Source organism: Afipia dichlorophenoxyacetatis (genome assembly GCF_055386385.1).
The window spans coordinates 3,566,547-3,583,737 of record NZ_AP029250.1; the positions used below are offsets into that span (position 1 = coordinate 3,566,547).

Sequence of the window (17,191 nt, forward strand, 5' to 3'; positions counted from 1 at the left end):
ACCCATGTGGAAGATGGGGAGAAAGACCACGCGCGCTGCTGATGATCCACCCGAAACCAGCGTTTTGCGCGCATATCCAATAGGCATTTTCGGAGACCCTCGGCCGGCACCAAAGGAACTCACAGATACTTGCGAATTCGGCTTCCGAATCCACAGGGACTCGCTGATACTTCCCGCGATGCGAACCGCTCCGGCGATGCATATTTCCGCTGGCAATCCGCACTTTCCACCATATTTAGTCTTTGATTCAGGATTTAATACTAATCCTTGACGGGCCGGACGGAGTCGGCCTAGCTTTAGGGATGTTCGGCGCGGGAGTTTGAAGTCCCGCCGGGCACCTCCCTGAAGGGTCCAAGTAGACAGCTCCGTCATGCCGGTAAGGCCACGGACAGAGGGCTTGTCTGCTTTTTTGGGCCTGCCGCAGAAAAAGCGAACCGCGTTCAAACGCGGAACCAAAAGGCGGGTTCAGGGCGTCGGAGCAAATGAGGTCTGGGGAATTTCCCGGGGGGACCTCGTGACACTCCGCCAGAGTTAACAGGCCAGAGCATCGGTTGATGTGAACGGCGAATGGCGAACCAACGAGTTCGCAAATTGAAATCTCCGGCGCTACCGTTGCGGAACGGTCGCGCCGGGCAACGACGGGGCACTACGATGCAAATTGAACGCCGCTACACCAAGGATGGTCAGTCACCTTACGCCGAGATCGGATTCCGGCTGACGACAAGTGAGATCCGTAATCCCGATGGCTCGGTGGTGTTCCGCCTTGAGAACGTCGAGGTTCCGGAATTTTGGTCGCAGGTGGCGTCCGACGTTCTGGCGCAGAAGTATTTCCGCAAGGCCGGCGTCGCCGCACGTCTGAAGAAGGTCGAAGAAGAGACCGTGCCGTCCTGGCTGTGGCGCTCGGTGCCGGATACCGAAGCGCTCGCCGCTCTGCCCGAAGCTGAGCGCTTTGGCAGCGAACTCTCGTCCAAGCAGGTGTTCGATCGCCTCGCCGGTTGCTGGACCTACTGGGGCTGGAAGGGCGGCTACTTCACGTCGGAAGACCACGCCCGCGCCTTCTACGACGAGCTGCGCTTCATGCTCGCCAAGCAGATGGTCGCACCGAATTCGCCGCAGTGGTTCAACACCGGCTTGCACTGGGCCTATGGCGTGGATGGTCCGGGCCAGGGCCACTTCTATGTGGATTGGAAGACCGGCAAGCTGACCAAGTCCAAATCCGCCTACGAGCATCCGCAGCCTCATGCCTGCTTCATTCAGGGCATCGAAGACGATCTCGTCAACGAAGGCGGCATCATGGATCTGTGGGTGCGTGAAGCGCGCCTGTTCAAATACGGCTCCGGCACCGGCTCCAACTTCTCGCGTCTGCGCGGCGAAGGCGAAAAGCTCTCCGGCGGCGGACGCTCGTCCGGCCTGATGTCGTTCCTCAAGATCGGCGATCGCGCAGCCGGCGCCATCAAGAGCGGTGGCACCACGCGCCGCGCGGCCAAAATGGTCGTTGTCGATGCGGATCACCCGGACATCGAGACCTATATCGACTGGAAGGTGCGTGAGGAGCAGAAAGTCGCAGCCCTCGTCACCGGCTCCAAGGTCAACCAGAAGCACCTCAAGGCCATCCTGAAAGCCTGCGTGAACTGCGAAGGCCCGGGCGAAGACTGCTTCGATCCGGAGAAGAACCCTGCCCTGCGCCGTGAGATCAAGCTCGCACGCCGCGCGCTCGTCACCGACAACATGATCAAGCGCGTGATCCAGTTCGCCAAGCAGGGCTATACGGACATCGCGTTCGACACCTATGACACCGACTGGGATTCGGAAGCCTACCTCACCGTCTCCGGCCAGAATTCCAACAATTCGGTTTCGCTGAAGGATGACTTCCTGCGCGCGGTGGAAACCGATGCCGACTGGAATCTGATCGGCCGCGTCAACAAGAAGGTGACGAAGACGCTGAAGGCCCGCGATCTGTGGGAAAAGATTGGCTACGCCGCGTGGGCCTCCGCCGATCCCGGCCTGCACTTCAACACCACCATGAATGACTGGCACACCTGTAAGGCGTCCGGCGACATCCGCGCGTCCAATCCGTGCTCGGAATACATGTTCCTGGATGACACGGCGTGTAACCTCGCCTCCGCCAATCTGCTGACGTTCTACGATACACACTCTCGCCGTTTCGACATTGAGGCCTACGAGCACCTGTGCCGGCTCTGGACCGTCGTGCTCGAAATCTCGGTGATGATGGCGCAGTTCCCATCCAAGGCAATCGCTGAACTCTCTTATGAATTCCGCACGCTGGGCCTCGGCTACGCCAACATCGGCGGCCTGCTGATGACCATGGGTCTGTCGTATGACTCCAAGGAAGGCCGTGCACTGTGCGGCGCGCTGACAGCGGTCATGACTGGCATCAGCTACGCGACCTCGGCGGAGATGGCGTCCGAACTTGGGACCTTCCCGAGCTACAAGAAAAACGCTGCGCACATGCTGCGCGTGATCCGTAACCATCGCCGTGCCGCGCACGGCAATGCATCGGGCTACGAAGCGCTCGCCGTCAATCCGGTGCCGCTCGATCACGCCAGCTGCCCGCAGAGCGATATCGTGACCCACGCCAAGGCTGCCTGGGACAAGGCGCTGGAGCTCGGCGAACTGCACGGCTATCGCAACGCGCAGACGACCGTGGTTGCGCCAACCGGCACGATCGGTCTCGTGATGGACTGCGACACCACCGGCATCGAGCCGGACTTCGCTCTGGTGAAGTTCAAGAAGCTCGCCGGCGGCGGTTACTGGAAGATCATCAACCGCGCCGTTCCGGAAGCGCTGCGTGCGCTGGGCTATCCGGAAAGCGAGATCGCCGAAATCGAAGCTTATGCTGTCGGTCACGGCTCGTTGTCGAATGCGCCCGGCATCAACAACTCGACCCTCAAGGCGAAGGGCTTCAACGACGATGCCCTCGCCAAGATCGAGAAGGCCCTGCCGACCGCGTTCGATATCAAGTTCGCCTTCAACAAGTGGACGCTCGGTGAAGACTTCATTCGCGACGCGCTCGGCATCGCCCCCGAAGTCAGCAACGCACCGGGATTTGACCTGCTCGCTACGCTCGGCTTCTCCAAGCGTGATATCGAAGCCGCCAACGTGCACATCTGTGGTGCGATGACGGTGGAAGGCGCACCTCATTTGAAGGCCGAACACTATCCGGTGTTCGATTGCGCCAACCCATGCGGCAAGATCGGCAAGCGTTACCTGTCGGTCGAAAGCCACATCCGCATGATGGCGGCATCGCAGCCTTTCATCTCGGGCGCGATTTCGAAAACCATCAACATGCCGAACGATGCGACGGTCGAGGACTGCAAGTCGGCCTATCTGCTGTCGTGGAAGCTTGCGCTGAAGGCCAACGCGCTCTATCGCGATGGCTCGAAGCTGTCGCAGCCGCTCAACTCCCAGCTCATCTCCGATGATGACGAGGAAGATGATGCAATCGAGGCGCTGTACGACAAGCCGATGGCTGCTCGTACGACGCAGATCGCAGAAAAGATCGTCGAGAAGATCGTTGAGCGCGTCACGGTGATCCGTGAGCGTGAGAAGATGCCGGATCGCCGCAAGGGCTACACCCAGAAGGCTGTGGTCGGCGGGCACAAGGTCTACCTGCGTACCGGTGAATATGACGACGGCCGCCTCGGTGAAATCTTCATCGACATGCACAAGGAGGGCGCGGCGCTCCGCTCTTTCATCAACAACTTCGCCATTGCCGTGTCGCTCGGTCTGCAATACGGCGTGCCGCTTGAAGAGTACGTCGACGCCTTCACCTTCACCCGCTTCGAGCCTGCGGGCCCGGTCCAGGGCAACGACTCCATCAAGTACGCGACCTCGATCCTCGACTACGTGTTCCGTGAACTCGCAGTCAGCTACATGTCGCGCTACGACCTCGCCCACGTCGATCCGACGGAGTCGAACTTCGATGCGCTCGGTAAGGGCGTCGAGGAAGGCAAGTCGCCGGAAGACGGTCAGCACACCGCGACCAAGTATCTGTCGAAGGGGCTCACCCGTTCACGCAGCGACAACCTTGTCGTGATGCGTGGCGGTGCTGCGACCTCCGTGGCTTCGCCTGGGAGCGATGCACCTGCTGGCGGCGCACGCGTCACCGCGCTGGCATCGAGCAGCACAGTAGCTCGTCATGGTGACGCTGCCGAAGGTGCAACCGCGCTGAAGACCGCAGAACCGGAGCGCGACCTCTCGCCGACGGAAAAGCTCGAGGCGCAAGCCTGGGGCAAGGCGGGTTCAGCCGCAGCCGCTGCAGCGCCGACGAAAGCCGAGCGCCGCGCGGAAGCGAAGGCCAAGGGCTACGAAGGCGACATGTGCGGCGAGTGCTCGAACTTCACGCTGGTGCGTAACGGCACCTGCATGAAGTGCGACACCTGCGGCTCGACCACGGGGTGTTCATAGCTGCCGTACACCATACAATTCCAGTAAATAGGGTACGGAAGATGGGTGGCTTGAGAGCCACCCATCTTCATTTAGGATATCCGTTAGTCACCATGCATCGATGCAAGCAGAAAATAGCTACAGGCGAGGATTGCGAAAACGAGGCTCTTCTCCAACCCAAAAAGGGCAAAGAGGTAAGTTCCCCCAATCCCCCAATATATCATTTCGATCCGCATTTTTAACACCAGCCTCCTCTCCAAAGTTACCAAAAGAGCGACGTTGCTTGACAGCATTCTTAACGTTGGAGACTTCCCGGGGCCGGTCGAATAGTGCGGTTTCGTAAGCGGAAATAGGACGATTTCGGCGGTGCTCTGATGAAACAAACTTTTGGACAAGCATTTGGCGAACTAATACGCACCAAACGCGGTCAAGAAGGCTTAACGCAAAAAGAACTTGCGATTAAAGCATTTGATGACGAGAGCAAAGTTCGCCGAATAAATGAGATCGAGAAAGGCGCCGTAAGGCGTCCTCAGGCGGCGACAATTGATGCGTTGGTTGTTGCTCTAGACATTCGCAAGGAAGAACTAGACGCTTGCAAACAAAATAAGTTGTTCACCTCCCAGGAGCAAACAACCATCGGTCTATCTCGACAACTGATGGAGAACCTGGCGCTTCGTTTTGAGCACGAGAATCCAGATGCTTCGGACGAAGAGCTGTTCGCCTATCTAAAAAGTAAAGCTGAAGAGTTAAAGCTCCTCAAAGATCGCCTACAAAGCCTTGAGGTTACAACAACAACCCTAGACAATCAGATAAAGGCAGCGGACGCCGCTCTTGAACTCGGTCAATTTGACGAAGCGGATGAGATTCTTGCAGCAGCAGAAGATATCCAACAAGAACGTACTTTAAAAGAAATCCATATTCAGTCCAAGATTCGCTTCACACGTGGAGACACCGCCCTTTTTAACGGTCAACGCGATGCTGCCCTGAGCCATTACATCAAAGCCGCAGAATACTTTTATGGATTCGACAAAAACCAAGTTGGATTAATTCTGGAAGAAGCGGCTGGCCAAATCTATGAATACGAGCGAAGATCTTTTTCGCCAAATTTCGAGCACGCCATTACGTTGGCAACAAGAGCACTTGAACTATCATCGCTTAAGAAAAGCAGAGTTGAGTGGGTCAACAGGAAGTATCGCTTAGCCTTGCTTCAACAAGTACAAGCTAGAGCGCTAAATGAGACGTCACTACTGAATGACGCAATACAAAACTGCAAAGAAGCCTTAGAATACGCCGACACAGAGATCGAAGACTTTGATTATGCAAGTTTAGTAGTGCTTCTCGGCAACTGCTATCTCGCACGCGGTGAGCACTCCGATAGTCCAAATTCGGATGACTTAGATAGAGCTCTGGATGTATTTGAAAGAGCCATCCAGGATTCTCGGATGGAAAAACTTCAGCATCGGTGCTACCTGCACAATAGCATCTACGCTGCATACAGCTCCAAGTCCGAACGCGCCAATGAGGACACTGAAGGAACATTTGCAAAGAAGGCAAAGAAGGCCTTGCTTCGCGCCATCGAATTGAGCGCACAGGAAAATCAATTGGATGTATGGTCAATCTGCCAATACAATTTAGGCGGAATGCTCGCTACAGCTGCGCGAGAGTCCAGCGATCCAGCGATTGCGAATTTTCTTAGGGTTCAATCTATCTCGGCCTTTATGGCCTCAGTAGAGGCCTATCCGGCTACGTTATTTAATCCGCAAGTCGCACGTACGCAGTTAGCTCTCGGCAGGGTATTTCTTGATCAAGCCAGGTTCTTAACCGGCGAGACAAAAGAGATGTATTTAATTCGCTCCATCCACGCTAACGAAGTCGCATTGACAATGTTTAACGAAGGCACTCTCGACTGGGCTCGCGCTCAGTTCAGCGCTGGTTTGGCCTTTTTTCTTCACGCCGAAATGGCAGCTAAAGAAATTGCTCTTAGCGATTTAGAGAAGGCTCTTTCTCACTTTGAGGCCGCGCAGCCCGGCTACCGAGCCCATGCAATGAAATTCAAGGAGGATCTAAAAAAGCTTATGGCCGCACAAAAAGAGACGACCGCCAGATTAAAGAAGCTCCGTGAGACCTGAGTTAGAGCTTTCCGAAGCAATAGTGCATCGCTAACCGATCGACCGCGCTGGCATCGAGCGGCACAGTGGCCCAGCACGACCGCCGAGCGCCGCGCGGAAGCGAAGGCCAAGGGCTACGAAGGCGATATGTGCGGCGAGTGCTCGAACTTCACGCTGGTGCGTAACGGCACGTGTATGAAGTGCGACACCTGGGTAGTACAACTGGGTGCGGTTGATTTCCTACTTCGTCGTTCGAAGAAAGCCCTCGCATAGGATGGCCCCAAAGCGTCGTGCTGGGACAGAGCTGAGAACATCAAAACCCGTCGGAAACGGCGGGTTTTTTGCTAATATCCGGCGCGCCAATACGCCAATTGCTTCGCCAGTGCAGCCGCTCGGCTACAATCGTAATCGTTTGCCGACGAACTGAAACAGATCTGCAATTTGGCATCGACATAAGCCAACCTGTCTGAACGGCCATGGGCGCCACCTTTGGGTCATTTCTACGCGACCAACAGGTCGATGAAGGCTCGCGATAGCACCACCGCCAGATGGCGTCATTTTCCGATTGCGGTTTGGGGAACGCATTTGTCGGTGAACGAGCATCATCGGCCTGATGCCCCGATCACGCGTAGGAAAAGGTCGAAATGAACAGCCTCTTATCACGCCTATTCGCGCTGGTAGCAGCCGCTATGTTGCCGGCAATCGCGATACAGGCGTACAACGAAATCGACCTGCGTCGCACACGTCAACTTGAAGTACAGGATGAAGTACGCGGGCTCGCCAAGCTCGCTGCCGCCGAGCAGCAGCAGATCGTCCAGGGAGTTCGACAGGCTATGATCGCGCTTTCGGAGGTTCCAGCGATCAAAGAGAGGGACGTCCAGGGATGCAATGCTTATATTTCCAGGATCAAGCAACGATACCCGGAATTCATCGCGTTTATCGTCGTCGACATGAATGGCGACTCCTTCTGCGACTCTTTCAAAGAGCATAGGCAATCTACCGCCACTGGACGTGCCTACTTCGCCAGCGTCGTAAAGACCGGACAATTCACGGTCGGAGAGTTCGCTGTCGGCAGAAACACCGGTCGCAAGGTCCTCCAGTTTGCACTGCCATTCTACGACGACGAAGATCGCATGGGGGGCGTCATCGTCGCGGCTCTCAGCCTCGATTGGCTCGCTGACTACATCGCGAAAAAGGGCGTTCCCGCGGGAGCCGCGATTGCTATCACAGACCGCAACGGTGTTGGTCTGGCTCGCTATCCTGACAATGCTCTGTTCGTCGGCAAGGAGCTGGCTGTCCGCAGAGATCCGACGCTCTACAACGGCACTGTCTTGGACAAAGTTGCCTTTGATGGTGTGCAAAGAACGATCGGCTTCGCCGCCGTTGGGAAAGATCTTCTTGTCAGCTTCGGTGTTGGCAAGGCGCAGACGTTCGCCAAGATCGAACATCGCACGCAGCGCGACGTGTTGTTCATTCTTACGAGTGCTCTGGTTGTTTTAATCCTGACCGCGTGGGGCGCCGAGCGGTTCATCCAGCGCCCGTTTGCGCAATTGGTCGACGCTGCGAACCGATGGCGGCTCGGCGAATTCGGGCAGCGTTTGGACATTCCGGGCAGCTCTGAAATCTCGCGGGTTGCCAGGGCATTCAATGCCATGGCCGATGCGCTGAAGCACCGCGACCACGAATTGTCCGAAGCGAGGGAGCAGTTTTATCAGAGCCAGAAGATGGAGAGCGTCGGCCAGCTCACCGGTGGCGTTGCGCACGACTTCAACAACTTGCTCACGGTGGCCTCCGCGAACCTCGAACTTATCGAGGCTAGCCAGGATATTGGCGAAGCCCGGCGCTTCGCTGCGGGTGCACGACGTGCTGTCGATCGGGGGGCAAAGCTAACAGCGCAGCTTCTCGCCTTCTCACGACGGCAGGTATTGAATCCCAAACCCGTCGACGCAAAACAACTTGTTTCCGAGTTTCAGGGGCTCATTGGCAAAGCCGTCGGCGAGACATGTCGGATCAAGGTGTGGGCTGATGATCGATTGTGGCTCTGCCACGTCGACCCGGCGCTGCTGCATACCGCGCTCCTTAACCTCGCCCTGAACGCGCGCGACGCCATGCCCGATGGCGGCGTGCTTGAGATCGAGATGAAGAACACCGTCGTGAACGAAGGAGCTGTCGCTGGATGCTTACCAGGATCGTACGTCAGGCTGTCTGTTCGAGACAATGGTCTTGGAATGCCCCCCGAGGTGCGGGACCGGGTGTTTGAGCCCTTCTTCACAACGAAGGAGGTTGGCAAAGGTACGGGGCTTGGCCTTAGCATGGTCTACGGCTTCGTTCGTCAGTCCGAGGGGCATGTTGAAATAGAAAGTACAGTTGGAAAGGGAACCACTGTCACCCTCTATTTGCCGAAAGCCACGCAAAAGCCTGACGCGGAGATCGAAGACGTCCGCCCCCAAGCGATTGCGGCGGGCTCGGAGCGCATTCTGGTTGCCGAGGATAACGACGATCTTCTGGATCTCATATCGTCGATGCTGAGCCAGTCGGGCTATCAGGTTCGTTGCGCCCGGAACGGTGCTGAAGCACTTCGGATGCTCAAGATGGAAGACTTTGATCTTTTGCTGAGTGACATCATGATGCCAAACGGGATCAACGGCATTGAGCTTGCGCGGGAAGCAAGACGATTGAGCAAGGGAATCAAGGTCCTGCTTGCCTCGGGCTACGCGGGAGAAGTGCTGGAACGACACAAGGCCGTGGGCGAATTTCCGCTTATCGACAAACCATTCTACATGTCAGAATTGGCAGCGCGTTTACGGTTGATCCTGCACGACGATTGACCAGACAGGCCCCACAGATCTTACTTCCATGTCGCTTCCTATTTGTATCGTCGACGCGAACTCCACTGCCCTCACGTGAGGACATTAAGTGTAACGTTGCGATAAGATGCCACCCTCACCTATGGAAGACCGGCTTCTTCTGGCTTGACATCGCCATTTCGACGAACGGCGGACTTTCGAGATACGCGTCTCGTGGCTTTTGACCATTCCGATGCCGGACGTCCCGGCCAAACGCTTCGCGGCGCTGCCGAGGCTGCTTCGAGATTGAAAAGCTGCCGCATTCGCGGCACGCAAATATGCTCGGCATCGTAGTGATCAACCACGAAGCTACGGGCGGCGTCCCTGATCGCGTTAAACCGTTCGGGCTTCTGAAGTACTTCAATGACCTGTCCAGCAAGCTTATCGGCTGCAAAAAAAGGAACGAGCAGGCCGTTCTCGCCGGAACTGATGACCTCGCGCACGGGCGGTGTGTCAGATCCGATCACCAGGCATCCCGCGCTCATCGCTTCCAGGACTGACCAGGACAGGACGAAGGGGTAGGTCAGGTAAACATGCGCCGATGACACCTGCAGTGTTGAAATAAACGTATCGTATGGAACGCCGCCCATGAAATGGACGCGCGACATATCCAACTGATCGCGTACTTCCTCCAGAAAGATCGACTTCCAGGTGCTGCCAGCCGGTGGAGGAAGGCCATAGGACAACCCATCCCGCCCGATGATGACAATTTGTGCATTAGGCCGGCGCCTCAGTATTTCGGGAAGCGCGCGCATGAAGATGTGATAACCCCTCAGCGGTTCGAGATTGCGCACCACGAACGTCACGATTTCATCCGAACGGCTGACCTGCCGGCCGTTCGGGAGCGTCAGGCGAGCTTGCGAATTCGGCCGCACGCGCGACGTATCAATTCCCTCGTGGATAACGTCGATCTTGCTTTGATAGTGCGAGGGAAAAGTCGACCGCTGCCAATTTGTTGGCGAGATCCCACGTTCGCAATCGGCCAGCGCGAGCAACGTCGTCGCATTCTTAAGCTGCAGCCCGATATGACCGTCCAGACCCGACATCGGAAATTCCGGGTCGAATCCGATGTCACGCCTTTCGGCTCCGTAAAAGAATTCGCAATAGACGAACAACCTCGCCTTGGGAAACATCGTGCGCAGGGGCAACGTCTCGCCCCATCCGGGATGAGCGAAGATCACATCCGGTGCAAACCCCGACGCCGCCAATGTTGAAAGACTGTACAGGACCTGCTCAGCGCGGCGGCACTCCAGATCGAAACGTCGGGCGAATGGGTGGGTTTCAGAGACGTCGGCGTGGGTAAGTGCATATTTAATCAATTTGACCGAAGGCATCGGATGTGCGTTCGACGCGCCAATGGCAACGAGTTCGAAGCCAGGTACACGAGCCAACGCCGTCGCCAGACTGCGATATTGCGCCGGAAAATTGTTGTGAACGAATAAAATTTTCATCGACATAAAATCTTCATCGAAGATCACGCCCCACTTCAATGCTTCATGCGATGGTCAATTTGAGGGCACGATGAAGCTTCAACGGCATGTTTATAGCAAGAATTTTCGGCAGCGACGTTGTCAGTGGCGACTCCATCTAACCCTCGCGCGCCGCAGAGCAGAATTGCAAAACTAAGTAATTCGCATTCTTCGTCTCGCTTTCTCTTTCTTCTGACATTTTCCTGCCCTAAAAATCTTCAATCAATCATAATCACAAGAACGCGAATTCAAAGTCAGCGTCGTACTGGAAATGCAAGGACTAACGGGATGAGAGTCAGACTCACACAAGGTCCTTCCGGCAACCAATCGCAAGTCCAGCATCTAGATCTAAGCAGCGCTGAGAACGTCGCAGACTCCATCGCATTGTTGCGAGAAGAAAACGACAGGCTGCGCAAGATGGCCGAGTCGCTCAGCACAGAAATCGAAGACATTCAACGTTCTCTCGCGCCGACAGCCAGCCTGGTGGCCGCCTTTCCCCAGAAGTCATTTCTCGGATTGTCTTGAGTGAGCGGGTCGTGCGCCTCGCCATTCGCAAAATAAATCTGTTTCGGAGAGTTTGATGAACAACGTTGAGCAACAGAAGATGGCAAGTCTCGAGCGCGGACTGTTCTTCATCAACTACAAGAGCGCGGACGATTCTCTCTCGCCACCTCACGTGACGGTCGCTCCAGCCGAGGGGCATGAGCGGCGTATGGAGATCATACTCCATCCCGACGCAACCGAGCCAACGCTGCGAGAGCCCAATTCCGGCCTGGTGGTGCGTGTCAACACGCCCGGTGCTTTGCAGGTCCGGGTCCAGCCGAGAAGACCAGGGGGATCGCGGGCTGCCGTGGTGAGCATCGAACCAATCCACGCTGGCCGAATGTCTGTTACGTCCGACGTGCAAACCAGCGGCATAGGATTGCACACGCAGGTTGCAACGGAGGGCCTGAAACTACTTGGCCACGTGGCTGGTCGCGGCGACATCGTTGTCGGTCCCAATGCATGGATCGCGGGTCCGACTGCGCCGTCCCGCGTGGAAGGCTTGGCTCTGGAATGGCCGGACAAACCAACGGGTGTCGATATTCGTTATGCAGTCCAATTCGCCAACGGTCAGGCGGGCAGCGGCAGGATGGTGCCACTCGGGACATACGCCGGCACCCGCGGACAGGCATTGCCCCTCACGGCGGTGGTTCTCGAAATGAACGGCACCGATGAACTGGAATTTGTCGCGGATGCAGGATTTTTGAATGCGCCGACTCTGCACGCGGTCGGCAAGCGTGTGGTGCTGTCGGGTCCAACCAGCCGCGAACCTCTGGTCGGCCTTCGGATCGGCATCGAACGCATCGCGACCGCGGAACAGGTTGTGACACCCGTAGCGCCGCGCGAGCCTACCGCTCCCGCACGTGTACGGGTCTTTCGCAGCCGACCGCGCCAAGCGAGTGCCATTTGATACATTATATCAAATGAGACAGACGCAACCGGTCGGGGCACCCTCAGATGGTTCTCGGCAGTGACCCCTTCGCTTGTCGTGTCGTACTCACATACCACGTTCGAACGACTGGCCGCACAGGCACTGACGGCTCAAGACTTTCCTGCAGCGTTCAAATACGCGGATCGACGTTGCCGTGTTGGGCCACCAGCGGCTGCGTATTGCTTCGTTCTCCGCGCGGAGGCGAACTGGAGGCTCGAACGCAAAGAAGCGGCGCTTGCGGACCTCGCTGAAGCGCTCCGTGTCGATCCTTCCGATCTTGGCGCCAACCGCCGCATGCTCATCTGGGCCACGGACAATCGGCGGCGAACCGCGGCCGTCAATCTGATCAGCCGTGACAGCAATCCGGCGGTCCTCCGTGCTGCCATAGCTGAACTCCGGCATGCAGGAGAGCAGCACTGGGCGTCATACTCGGTGTTCGACAATCATGTAACAGGCTGGGTCGCCTGGACCAAGGCAACCATGATCGAAGTCAGCCTTGCAACCGAGCACGGCACTCTCACCAGTTTGCTCGAACCCAATTCATTTCACGCCCTAGCCGGGATGGACGTCCAGGCCACCGCCTTTCTGGTTCGGCGGCCGCCATCCACAATGCCTCAGACGCTGATGTTGAAATGCGAAGAAGAGATTTTCCAGGTTCGACGGCTAGCGCCCAATCTGTCCTTGCCGCCCGGGCCGCAAATCGACCCTCCCCGCTCTGCCGCGCTACGATCCGACATCATACCCACCGTCATCGTTCCGGTGTACCGGGATGCACGGACAACGCTTGCCTGCTTTGACAGCCTCATCAAGGCACGGGCTTCCAGTGAATTCCGCATTCTGGCTGTCGACGATGCCAGCCCGGAAGCGGAGTTGCGGCACGAACTCAACACGCTTGCCGCTGCCGGGACGATCGATCTTCTCGTCAACGCGGCCAATCTGGGTTTTGTCGGTTCAGTCAACCGCGCGCTGAAGAAAGTACCGGCGGGCGACGTCTTGCTACTCAACTCCGATACAATCGTGCCGCCCGGCTTCGTCAGTCGATTGGCAGCGGTTGCGAATTCTGCGCCTGACATTGGAACCGTCACGCCGCTGTCAAACAACGGCGACATCTGTTCGTTTCCGACGCCGAATGATGTCAACCAGATGCAAGGTTATGAGAATATCCTCGGGATCGATCGGGTCGCAAGCACCGCCAATGCGAGCGATGCGATCGACGTGCCGAGCGGCATCGGATTCTGCCTTTATATTACGCGCAGCTGTCTCGACGCCGTTGGCGGGCTCTCGGAGAATTTTGAACGAGGCTATCTCGAGGATGTCGATCTCTGTCTACGCGCACGCGCGAAAAATTTTCGCAGCGTCTGCGCACCGTCGGTCTATGTCGGACATCACGGCTCGAAATCCTTTCAGCACGAGAAGCGAGGCCTGGTGCTGCGCAATCTCGACGTTCTGGACCGGCGGTTCCCGGACTATCGGCAAGAATGTCGCGCGTTCGAGATCGCCAATCCATTAAGGACAGCGCGCGAAAGACTCGATCGCGCCCTGCCCTGGCCTTCCGAGCCCTCCGTGCTCCTTGTCGGGAATCAACGGAGCTCCGCTGCCATCGCCGGGGAACGAGCGCGCCATCTCCGCGAACGCGGCGAGCGTGCTCTCCTCCTATTGCGGGACCGCGATGTCTTCCATCTCAAAGCCGCCGACGGGGCCAGTCCACAGGCCGTCCGCTTGAAGCTGGACACCGAGGCAGCTATCGCGGACGCCGCCAACATCATTGCACGGCTGCACGCTGGCCGCGTTGAGATTCTCGACCCAAATCCACTTCCGCATTTGGTCACGCTGATCCAGAAACTTGGCATCCTCATCCATCCCTGGCTAACAGCAGGTGGTCTGAGCGAGGCAATCACCTCGCTTCCCGATAACATGCCGATTCTTGTTCCCAGCGAGACGGCTAAGGCGTTTGCTCAGGCTCGCTGGCCCGGCCGCGAGATCATTCTCCAGGATTGGCCAACCCGTTCCTTACTCCTCGCGCCGATCTCCGGCGCGAGCAAAACGCTTGCCGTCGTTCCATCCACTCCTTCACCCGCAGCTTTTCGCGTGATGCGAAGACTGGCGGATCGCCTGGGGCAACAGTATCCATCCAGATCAATCGTCATCGCCGGTGCCACCTGTGACGACGACCGTCTGATGTCGTATGCGAACGTCTTCATAACGGGTCCCGTCACAGCCGATGAGATTGGAGATGTCCTGGCGCCGCATCATCCAGGCTGGCTGCTTACCGATTTCGACAACCCAGTATTCGGACATCCAATCATTGAGACGACAAGGCAGGCCTCGATACCTGTCGCATATCGCGACTGGTCCGCCGGATCGACAAAAACCCGCAAGGGTGATCTTGCTATTCCCGCCGATGTGGACGAGGCGGGACTTGTCGATGCCATCATCGAGTGGATCGGACGGTAAGCATGGACCGTCTCATCCGAACTCACACGGAACCAATAGACGAACCGAAGCTGGTCAGCCGGCTTATGCTGGCGCAGGACGGCACGGTTTCGGGATTCGTGTTTGATCCACTGACTCCCGGGCGCCGCTTTACGGTCGACATCCTGCTCGACGGCCTGGTGCTGAAGACGATCTATGCCGATGCCTTTGTCCTTGAACTCTCTCAGCAAGTGCAGAACAGCACTTTCGGCTTTGCGGTAAGTATCGAGCCCGATCTGCTTCGTGCTGCGGGTCTTCTTGAGGCGCGTCTCGCCAATCTCGGAACTCCCGTTGGTGACCCTATCGACCTTGACACCGAGAGCGCAGAGCTGGCCGATCTGCGGCCGAGCAGCAACCTGCGCTGGTTGGGGGGCCTGCATTTCGAGGGCTGGATCGACGGCGATGTTGTTGTCATTCTGGAAGCGATCGTCGACGGAGAACCGGCCGCGCAGGTACGCGCCACGGCCTGGACGCATGTCGGTGGTGAGGCCGACGGGCAGACATCGCGCAACGCCCGTGCTTTTAATTTCTACGTCCCGCAACGCTTTGCAGACGGACGTGTCCACAGGGTTGTCCTGCGCAAAGAGGATGGCGAACAACTTCCGACGACGGCAGTCTTTGTTGCGTTTCCCGATGGCCTCACCGGAATGATCGATGCTATCGGCGGCCATGACGCCGAACGCCTGCGTGGCAAATTGTACGATCGGCTTATTCCCGCTTCGCTCCCGCTCGCCGATTATGCCGATTGGCGCGATCGCTTTCCGCTGCCGGAGCCGGAGCCAAGCTCGCTTCAGTTAGCCATTGTTGTCGCCGGCAGTGCCAGCGCTCAGCAGACGCTTGCTACGCTGGAAACGCAAAGCCACGAGAATTGGACCGCAGGTGCGATTGACGGTCAGCCGCTCGTGGTCGACAGCGATGCCCTGCTGGAGTTTCTCCACGATGCCGCAGCCGATGCGCGCCACGTCGTCGTGACCATGGCGGGCATGTCCTTCGAACAGCACGCGCTAGCCCGTATTGCCGCTGCATTCGATGCTTACCCGGATGCGGTCGCAATGTACGGCGATCTCGACTTTCTCGCTGACGATGGCCGCCTCTGGCCGCTTGCCTTTCCGGCGTTCGATTACGAGAGAATGCTTGAGCAAGGGTACTGCGCTCACCTGTTCGCGGTTCGCCGCGACGCCCTAATCGCGGCCCTTGAGACGCGTCCGGACAACCTCTACCGGCTCTTTAACTGCCTGCTCGATCATATCAGTCCGATGCAGGCAAATATCCTCCACCTGCCCGGAACACTGGCAACCATGCCCAAGTTCAATCGAGCAAGGGCCTCCTCTCATCTTTCCGCCGCGAGCCAGATGCACCTGCGCGCGCGCAGCATTAAGGTGGACGTAACGGAGCAGCAAGGCCATCTCTTTCCTGCTGTTCGAATCAAGCGGTCCATTCCACAAGAACGAGTGAGCGTGATCATCCCGACGCGCGACCGCGTTTCTCTCCTGCGCACCTGCCTCAACAGCATCGCACCGGCGGTTGAGCGTTGTCATGCCGATATCCTCATCGTCGACAACGACAGCACCGATCCGGAAACGATCGGCTTTCTTGCGGATTTGCCGCGGCGTGGTATCCGGACATTGCGGATCGAAGGGCCGTTCAATTTCGCAAGGCTCAACAATCAGGCCGCTGCGATGCTCGATAGCGACGTTCTTTGTCTTCTCAACAACGACATCGAGGCAACATCCGACGACTGGCTCGAGGAGATGCTGGCGCGACTGACCGAACCGGATGTCGGCGCGGTCGGTGCGCTGTTGACCTGGCCTGGCGGCGTCGTGCAACACGGCGGCATCGTCCTGGGTATGAACTTCTCGGTCACCCACGCCTTCACCGACCGCTTCAGTGATGATCCCGGCTTTCTCGATCAGCTCCTTGTGGCGCACGAATGCAGCGCGGTGACTGCGGCCTGCCTTGCGACCCGACGAAGCGACTATCTTGCGATCGGCGGAATGGACGAAGCCCGCTTCGCTGTGGCGCTTAATGATGTCGACTATTGTTTGCGCCTGCGCGAAGCCGGCAAGCGCATTGTCTTCACGCCGCATGCGAAGCTGATTCACGCTGAATCCGCCAGCCGCGGAAAGGACAATCGCGCCGATCGGCGAGACCGGTTTGAACATGAGCTTAATGTGCTGCGTGCGCGCTGGGGCGACTCGCTTAACGACGACCCGGCCTACAATCCGCAACTGTCACGCGATGGCGTCCCCTATAGCGGCCTGGCTTGGCCTGCGGGACGACGGACACCTCGCTATAATAGCTCGCCGATCGCGCGCGATTTGGCATTGGGATTTTGACGGGCGACAGAAGCATTCCCAGTCAGGTTAAAGCACTGCCGCAAAGCGGCATTGCGCCCTCCTTCGCGACAGAGGCGAC

Annotated in this window: 7 protein-coding genes; 6 read left to right on the forward strand and 1 reads right to left on the reverse strand. The window is 57.7% G+C overall.

The genetic code is table 11. The features are described 5' to 3' along the window. Positions 1-651 precede the first annotated feature (651 nt). From ACZ5C3_RS16775 to ACZ5C3_RS16785, 3 genes are all read left to right on the forward strand, one after another. On the forward strand, positions 652-4,428 hold the full coding sequence (locus ACZ5C3_RS16775) for a vitamin B12-dependent ribonucleotide reductase (protein ID WP_464044170.1): 3,777 nt from the start codon (positions 652-654) through the stop codon (positions 4,426-4,428). Between the two features lie 353 nt (positions 4,429-4,781). Further along, the gene (locus ACZ5C3_RS16780; protein WP_464044171.1) at positions 4,782-6,536 is read left to right on the forward strand and encodes a helix-turn-helix domain-containing protein; all 1,755 of its coding nucleotides are present in this window, start codon (positions 4,782-4,784) and stop codon (positions 6,534-6,536) included. Between the two features lie 623 nt (positions 6,537-7,159). After that, positions 7,160-9,343, forward strand: coding sequence for an ATP-binding protein (locus ACZ5C3_RS16785; RefSeq protein ID WP_464031425.1), 2,184 nt, complete (start codon positions 7,160-7,162; stop codon positions 9,341-9,343). Between the two features lie 119 nt (positions 9,344-9,462). Here ACZ5C3_RS16785 and ACZ5C3_RS16790 read toward each other — a convergent pair whose 3' ends face one another. Continuing rightward, positions 9,463-10,818 (reverse strand): glycosyltransferase family 4 protein, encoded by a 1,356-nt coding sequence (locus tag ACZ5C3_RS16790; RefSeq protein ID WP_464031427.1) that lies wholly within the window; start codon positions 10,816-10,818, stop codon positions 9,463-9,465. Positions 10,819-11,410: 592 nt separating this feature from the next. Between ACZ5C3_RS16790 and ACZ5C3_RS16795 the strand changes: the two genes are divergently transcribed. The 3 genes from ACZ5C3_RS16795 to ACZ5C3_RS16805 are packed head-to-tail and all read left to right on the forward strand — an operon-like array spanning position 11,411 to position 17,112. Continuing rightward, positions 11,411-12,283 (forward strand): hypothetical protein, encoded by an 873-nt coding sequence (locus ACZ5C3_RS16795; RefSeq protein ID WP_464031429.1) that lies wholly within the window; start codon positions 11,411-11,413, stop codon positions 12,281-12,283. 60 nt (positions 12,284-12,343) lie between these two features. Further along, the gene (locus ACZ5C3_RS16800) at positions 12,344-14,758 is read left to right on the forward strand and encodes a glycosyltransferase family 2 protein (RefSeq protein WP_464031431.1); all 2,415 of its coding nucleotides are present in this window, start codon (positions 12,344-12,346) and stop codon (positions 14,756-14,758) included. A 2-nt stretch (positions 14,759-14,760) separates the two neighbouring features. After that, entirely contained in the window at positions 14,761-17,112 is a 2,352-nt protein-coding gene (locus tag ACZ5C3_RS16805; RefSeq protein ID WP_464031433.1) for a glycosyltransferase family 2 protein, read from the forward strand. Positions 17,113-17,191: the final 79 nt, after the last annotated feature.